Source organism: Alteromonas infernus (genome assembly GCF_902705815.1).
In genome coordinates this window covers 24,323-31,365 of sequence record NZ_CACSIG010000026.1, presented here as the reverse complement: position 1 = coordinate 31,365, position 7,043 = coordinate 24,323, and the positions used below count along the sequence as shown (strand labels likewise).

Below are 7,043 nucleotides of genomic sequence, written 5' to 3'. Positions count from 1 at the left end.
CGGTTCTGTGAGAGGGATGAGGCGGTGACGCCTCACCCTACTCGATATTTTAGAAAATGGACTGCACTTGAGTTTTACGTAAGCACCGCTTTTCAAAGGGCGATGCTAAATAAAATGCTGCTTGTTCCTATCTCTCACACTCCTCCAATTTTTAAAACTAAAAGCAAAAATATAAATAATTCTTTATTTAATATTGTAATGTGTATTTCAAATATATATTATAGAGGCGTAGTGAGTTAGCGCAGTTCAAAACAGGAAGTTGCCTAACTTATTACAAGGCACTTCATGTCTTTTCCATTTTGGATATGGTCGAAACTACTTGGCCACCTCTCAGAGGTGGCGTTTTTTTCTATTTGCCGCTTACATGCATTGATATGTTATAACGTTTGAGGGGTGTAATGAGCAAGAGAGTAACCATGAGCGTGATCGGATTAATAATCAGCTCTCTTGTAAATGCACAAGATACCCCACAATCTCATAATCATCTGCATGAGATCGAACGGGTCCGCGTTACGGGTTCGCCAATGGCACTGAAAGTAGAAGAAACTGCAATAGCCGCGTCTATTTTAAGTGGTAAAAGCAAGTTATGGCATCACAGCCTTTCTTTAGGTGACTCAATTGCACATATGGTCGGAGTAGATACGGTAAGTACAGGCGGGCAAGCGGGAAAGCCAGTGATAAGGGGCTTAACAGGAAACCGCGTGCGAGTGTTGCAAGATAGCGTGCCTCAAGACTTTCAACAGTTTGGAATTAGACATGCACCAACTGTTGATCCGGTTAATGCGTACAGAATAGATGTGGTACGTGGGCCTATGAGTGTTATTTTTGGGTCAGATGCTATGGGGGGGGTCGTTAATGTAATAAGCGCTCAAGTTCCCTTGTACAGCGAATCAATGTTGTCTTCTGCCCTTCTGAGCTTTAAATACGGCACTAATAACGAACAGCTCGGTACGTCTTTACACGCAGAAGGCGGTAAAGCACAGTGGGGGTGGGCATCTTCATATCACCGTGAAAAAGCTGATAACTTTGAAACACCTTCTGCAGATATTAATTCAACGAGTGTCAGCAGCCTCCCTCGCTTTTCAGGCGAAATACCGTTTACTAACTTTGATATTGAAAGTATCAGTTTGGCTAGCGGGTTCGTTACAGATGCTTTCGATTGGACGGTAAGGTACACAGGTTTTTCGAACGAGCAGAATTTTCTTCAACCTAATAATGTGCCAACAGGCCAGCATCTAGACAACAAGAATATCTTGTCTGATATGGCCCTTCACCTTTCTGACCAATGGAATGTTCATTTTATTCTTAATTGGCAGAAGAATGAGCGCGCTGCTGGCACAGGAATATCATTCGAAAAGTTAAGCAACGCCAACAGCGATTTAGACATTGAGTTAGTGCGCACCCAAAGTAAGCTGGTTTTTGAGCATGATTACAGTACAGCGTGGAAAGGTCAATTCGGTGCTGAATACATATACAAAGATCAGACAACCAACGTTGGCACCTTGGTCCCAGATGCCTCGGTAGACTACATAGCCTTATATGCTTACGAGAAGTTTGAAAATGATTTTCTCATTGCCGAATTGGGTGTCCGATGGGACAAAATAGTATTGGAGCCACAGAACGAAAGTCAGCAGTGGGTTGATAACTTTGACCGTAGAGTCTGGAGGGCACTAACCGGATCTATGAGTTTAAGTTGGAAACTCAGTGATAACTGGCTGTTCATTCAGAGAATAGGAAGAGGGTTTAGAGCACCATCTATTTTTGATTTATATGCGGGTGGTGTACATGGTGGTGTTGCGGCTTATCAAACTGGCAACAGCGAACTAGTAGAAGAATACTCGTTCAACAAAGAAGTTGGGTTGAACTACATAAGTCAAAATATACAGGCATCTATCACGTTTTATCAAAATACGTTTCAAGACTACATTTACCAAGCTGATACCGGCACCACGCATCAGCCGTCCGGTTTGCCCCTGTTTGAAATGAGGCAGGGAGACGCCCAAATAGAGGGCGTTGAGATAAGCGCAAACTTCAAAATAACCCAACATATCGACTGGGAGTTTAACGCCAATATTATCAACAGTGAACTAGCTAGTGTTGGTACTGAGCTGCCACTAATGCCAGCAAATAGCTTTTATCAGCGAATTAACTACAGTTTTGGCGAACTATCATTATTTAGCGATATAAATTTGGTTATCGAGCACGAATACAAAAACAACAAGTCGATTGCAGGAAAATTTGAACCCTTTGCTCAGTACGATTTTCTCCCTTTTGGTACCGCATCGACAGAACAATATCATTTGATAAACCTCGGTGCTTCAACACAGTTACAGATAAACAAGCATCCAGTTACGCTTAGCGTAAAAGTAAATAATGTAACTGATGAGGCTTATCGAGACTTTTTAGATACCTACAAGGGCTATGCATTAGGTATGGGTAGGAATATTCAGCTTAGCCTGTCGGCTCAACTTAGGTAATTGACCATGAGCATCACTTTAGCAAACAAAGATGACAGAACCTCACTTCTTATCCTATCGGTAGTGTTAGGTGTAGCGGCAACCGCCTTTTTGGATGCTATGAACTATCTGCAACACATCGTCCTAGATAAGCCACTAACGCGGTATGAATTTATTGGGCGATGGGTTATTTATATGACAGACGGCGTATTTTCCCATGAATCAATTAAAACCGCAGAGCCGCGAAAGGGTGAATTACTGCTGGGGTGGTTTGGCCACTATGCGATTGGCGTCGGGTTTGCGCTTCTTATGCTTGTGTTTACAGGTTTAAGGTGGATTCAAAAACCATCGTTCATGCCGGCTTTTATTGTGGGTTTTGCCACTTGCAGTATTCCTTTTTTCCTTATGTATCCAGGAATGGGATACGGCGTTGCAGGCTTGCATACACCAAACCCTGCCATGCTTCAGTCGAAAGTACTGTTATCCCATTTTATTTTTTCAGTGGGTCTTTATGCCGCAGGCTGGCTTTTAAGCAGGCGGATTCAAGATGCCTGTAATGAATAAAAAGACTTTCACCACACGCACTGTCGCTCGTTTGCGTTAAATAAAACAGCGGAACGTCACTCAGGAGTAAACCATATGAAAACGATACGCCTAAATTCACACCGCTTAGCTTTAAAGTACGGTTTCTTGTTACTGATATTGTCTGTTCAGGCGTTCTCTACAAACGCGTCAGAGCATGAACACAGTCCGAATCACATCTCGCTATTTATCGGCCATACGGATTTTTCTGAACATGGTAACGGTGAAACAGTTGGTATCGATTACGAATACAGAGTTTCACCGTTATTAGGTTTAGGTAGTGTAGTGGAGTACGCATTTGGCTCATTAGATGCACTAACTGTGCTTGCAGTGGCAGATATACATCTCACCGATCAGTTTATTATTCAGGTAGGCCCCGGCTACGAGTACACCTCTGAACATGAGTTCTTTGTTTCACGACTAGGTGCCTTGTATGAATTTCGATATAGCGGGTATACCTTTTCGCCGCAATTTCATTTTGATTACCATGAGGGCGTTGGAAGTTCAAAGGTTGCTGGTTTGGCTGTTGGTTTCGACTTTTAATTTATCCTTTTTGCTTGACGCTTAATACGTTAACAGCGAGACAAGATAATGAACGCATAGGCGCCAACATGCGTTTGATAAAAGGCGCCTCAAGTTTTACGCTCAAGTTAAATCTACATTAAGTGAACGGTAATCAATATTTTTCTGCTCCACAAACGAGGGCACTTCATGAAGTAAAACAATAGATTTTCGTAACACCAGCCAAGGCAATATATGCATAAAGATGCGCTCTGCCATAGCGCTATCTAGGCCATTAAACGGCTCATCCAATACAATAAATTCAGGGTTTCTGAGTAATAAACGCGCTAAACAAATACGCCTTGCCTGCCCACCAGAGACCTTTGCTCCACCTTCACCTAACCAGGTATTCAATCCCTCGGGAAGCGAATCAGCCCACGCTTGTAGCTCTACTAGCGAAAGTACATCGAACACTTTACTGTCTTCTATGTTTTCAAGCCCCAACGTTAAGTTGTAGTACAAACTGCCAGACAGTAATGAAGAGGTTTGCTCTAGATAGGCACAGTGGCGATACAAGCTGTCTGACGAAATATTTTGTACAGATATATTATTTATCATTACGCTAGCGTTCGATTTATCTAACGGTACAAGCTTGAACATAAGCTTCGCCAAGGTTGATTTGCCTGATCCAGAGCGGCCTGTGATAAACAGAGGGGTGCTGTCATTCAAATTAAAACTTATCTTGCGTGACGCACTCGCGGGAATATGTGGGTGATTGCTTACCGTGCATGACACCTCGCTTACTGCCGTAATATCAGTGCTATCGTTATCAAAGCTTTCACTGGCCAATGTTGATAGTCGCTTACTTGCATAGTCGGTTTTTCCCCACGTGCTGAACTGCTCTGGTGTAGTTTGTAATAGTTCAGCGACGCCAACAAACAAAAGTGCCAACATGATAGCTGTTGGCCTCTCAATAACGTGATGGCTTACAGCCCATAGGCTGGCATAAAGAGTAGCTACAAGGGCACTACCAAATATTGAATCGGTTATCATCTGAATTCGAGCAATACGCTTTTGTAAATTATTGTGATGCTGCTCAAATAGCGAGAGTGCCTGGGTAGTATCTTGTGAGTGATAACTCATCAAATGCTGGCTATTGAGCACAAATGCGCCCTTAAGATGGCTAATCAAGGTTTCTCTCGTGTGATTTAAGTGCGAAATGGCTTGCGAGGCGGCGCCTTTGGTTTGTCGTATCGAAAACAGTATAAGAAGCAACCACGCTAGTGTTGAAGCAATAAGAAAAACAATACCAAAATCAAACCAGACAATGCACAAAAACAAACTCACAGTACCTAAAAGAAGGCCTGTGGCAAGGGTTGGAATGGTGTAACGAATTAATATGCTATCAAGGGCATCTAAGTCTGAGGTGAGCCGGCTTAGCCACTCGCTGTCAGACGTTTGCCTTACATCGTGAAGAGGCCTACGGGAGAGCGCATTAAATATCGTGACGCGATATGTCGCAATTAGCCTCAGAATAGTATCGTGATTGTATAGTCTTTCAATATATCGGCCAATGGTCCGACTAAGGGCAAAATAGCGGATCCCAGAGCCCGGCATATACATATCAAGCTTTACAATTAAACCCGCACCTATGGCTATTCCAGCTAACGCCGTGGCAGTAATGAGCCAACCGGAAAGCGCCAGTAACCCCACGCCAGAAAGCATGGTAAAAAACGACCAAAAGAGCCCAATTAGCAGGCGTTTACGCTCATTCTTAAAGATAATTGAAAACCAAAACTTCATATAACCGTTAGGCCTTATTGGTTAAGTCAAAATGATTACTGGTTTTTGCTATAAGGTCGCTGTCATGTGTTGCAACCACTACAAGGGCGCGGCTTTTAAGCTCGTCTAAAACGCCAGTAATTACGAGCCTACTTTTTAAGTCTAAGCTTGCCGTGGGCTCATCAAGTAAAATAAGTTCGGGTGGGTTTAACAGTACTCTCGCTAGCGCAATACGCTGCATTTGTCCTCCAGATAACCCTTGCCCGTGTTCACCGATCACGGTGTCTAGCCCGTTATGATGTGTTAGAAGCTCATCTGACAACTCAAGCTTTTCAAGAACTCTTAACATCTCTTCATCTGATGCGAAGGCGGCGGTGACGGATAAATTATCTCGAACTGTAGCGTTTTTAATCCATGCCTTCTGAGGCAAGTAGGCAATGGAGTTTGCTTCTTTAAGCGCTACTTCAACCCTGCCAGAACCTGGTTGTAAATAGCCTGCAATAGTATTGAGAAGGGTCGTTTTGCCACACCCCGATTCGCCAGAAAAAACCAGCAATCCTCGCCCGGAAAATGAAAGGTTGAGGGCAGGCTTCTTCTGTTTATTGCTGTTGTACCCGATTACGGCGTCTTTTAGCATCAAGCGAGTAACGTCATTTGAAGCGGTAACCTGTCTGGCATCGCTGTCGCCTAATACTGCTTCCTGTTCTTCCAAATGCTGCAGTGAAGACACAATATTACTAGCAGCGCCCACAGCACTAGCTTTATCGTGATAATAAGTGGAAAGATTACGCAAAGGCTTAAAGAACTCAGGTGCAAGCAACAAAATACCAAGCCCTGAAAACAGCGTTAACGACTGTGCTGGCCCCCAATTTATTGCCCCGTAAAGTGAGAAACCAATATAAATAGCAAGGCTTGCTATGGCTACGCTGGTGAAAAACTCCAGTACCGTTGAAGAAAGAAACGCTAGCTTAAGTGTTTTCATAACAACGTTACGATAAGTGTCACCACGCTTAGCAACCTCATCAGACATATTTTTTTGCGCGCCTAAAAGCGCAATGGTTGAAAGGTTCGCTACACGATCAAGAAAATGCCCTGCCAATCGTTGTCTTAATAGCGCGTACTTTTCGTTCACATGTTCAGCACCCATGCCAACTAAAATCATAAAAAGAGGAATAAGTGGGGCTGAAACTAACAAAAGAACAGCACAAAGCCAATTCAAATAGGCGACAGTAACAAGAATGAGGAGGGGCGTTATCACAGCAAGCATTTGTTGAGGCCAGTAACGGGAAAAATAGCCATCGGTAGCTTCAATGTCTTCAATCCACTGCGACGCCAGTGCGCCAGTAGACACGCTTTGTAAAGCGATGGGGCTGGTGCTACTCCATCGCTCAAGCAGTATATTTCTTAGGTTGCTTCTTATGTTGGAACTCGCACCCTGGGCTAGGGAAGTTTGTTTCCATGTGAGCATGGGTTTCACCACACTAACTGCTATTAGTAGCAGCCAATAAGTCGCTAAAGCGTGGATAGGAACTTTGTTTACAAGTACATCCTGCGCAATTAAGGCAACCAACAGCCACTGCACTATCATAAGCACTGACCCTATCGAACCAAAAAACACTGATTGATTCAAAAGGGAGCGTTGGCTGGCTACTTGCTCTTTTAAAAACTGCGCGCCTGATACAGCTTTGTTGTCAGGCGCGCTTCGGGTACTACTAGTCATGA

Annotated in this window: 6 protein-coding genes; 4 read left to right on the top strand and 2 right to left on the bottom strand. The window is 43.6% G+C overall.

All coding sequences use genetic code 11. The annotated features are described in order from the left end of the window. The 4 genes from ACX5J7_RS06885 to ACX5J7_RS06870 form a co-directional block, all read left to right on the top strand. On the top strand, positions 1-240 hold a 240-nt coding region (locus ACX5J7_RS06885; RefSeq protein WP_498706582.1), incomplete at its 5' end, for a hypothetical protein. Positions 241-398: 158 nt separating this feature from the next. Continuing rightward, positions 399-2,477, top strand: a complete 2,079-nt coding sequence (locus ACX5J7_RS06880; RefSeq protein ID WP_485165383.1) for a TonB-dependent receptor — start codon at positions 399-401, stop codon at positions 2,475-2,477. A 6-nt stretch (positions 2,478-2,483) separates the two neighbouring features. Next, positions 2,484-3,020, top strand: a complete 537-nt coding sequence (locus ACX5J7_RS06875; RefSeq protein WP_278384358.1) for a DUF2938 family protein — start codon at positions 2,484-2,486, stop codon at positions 3,018-3,020. 75 nt (positions 3,021-3,095) lie between these two features. Beyond that, positions 3,096-3,581 (top strand): hypothetical protein, encoded by a 486-nt coding sequence (locus ACX5J7_RS06870; protein ID WP_071958274.1) that lies wholly within the window; start codon positions 3,096-3,098, stop codon positions 3,579-3,581. 102 nt (positions 3,582-3,683) lie between these two features. On the opposite strand, the gene ACX5J7_RS06865 is transcribed toward ACX5J7_RS06870, so the two are convergent. Further along, a complete protein-coding gene (locus ACX5J7_RS06865; protein ID WP_498706579.1) occupies positions 3,684-5,342 on the bottom strand; it encodes an amino acid ABC transporter ATP-binding/permease protein in 1,659 nt (552 codons plus the stop codon). Between the two features lie 7 nt (positions 5,343-5,349). Then, positions 5,350-7,041, bottom strand: coding sequence for a thiol reductant ABC exporter subunit CydD (gene cydD, locus ACX5J7_RS06860; protein ID WP_498706578.1), 1,692 nt, complete (start codon positions 7,039-7,041; stop codon positions 5,350-5,352). Positions 7,042-7,043: the final 2 nt, after the last annotated feature.

Coding starts and splice junctions, on each gene's coding strand:
- ACX5J7_RS06880 (WP_485165383.1), top strand. CDS start 399: ATGAGCAAGAGAGTAACCATGAGCGTGATCGGATTAATAATCAGCTCT.
- ACX5J7_RS06875 (WP_278384358.1), top strand. CDS start 2,484: ATGAGCATCACTTTAGCAAACAAAGATGACAGAACCTCACTTCTTATC.
- ACX5J7_RS06870 (WP_071958274.1), top strand. CDS start 3,096: ATGAAAACGATACGCCTAAATTCACACCGCTTAGCTTTAAAGTACGGT.
- ACX5J7_RS06865 (WP_498706579.1), bottom strand. CDS start 5,342: ATGAAGTTTTGGTTTTCAATTATCTTTAAGAATGAGCGTAAACGCCTG.
- cydD (WP_498706578.1), bottom strand. CDS start 7,041: ATGACTAGTAGTACCCGAAGCGCGCCTGACAACAAAGCTGTATCAGGC.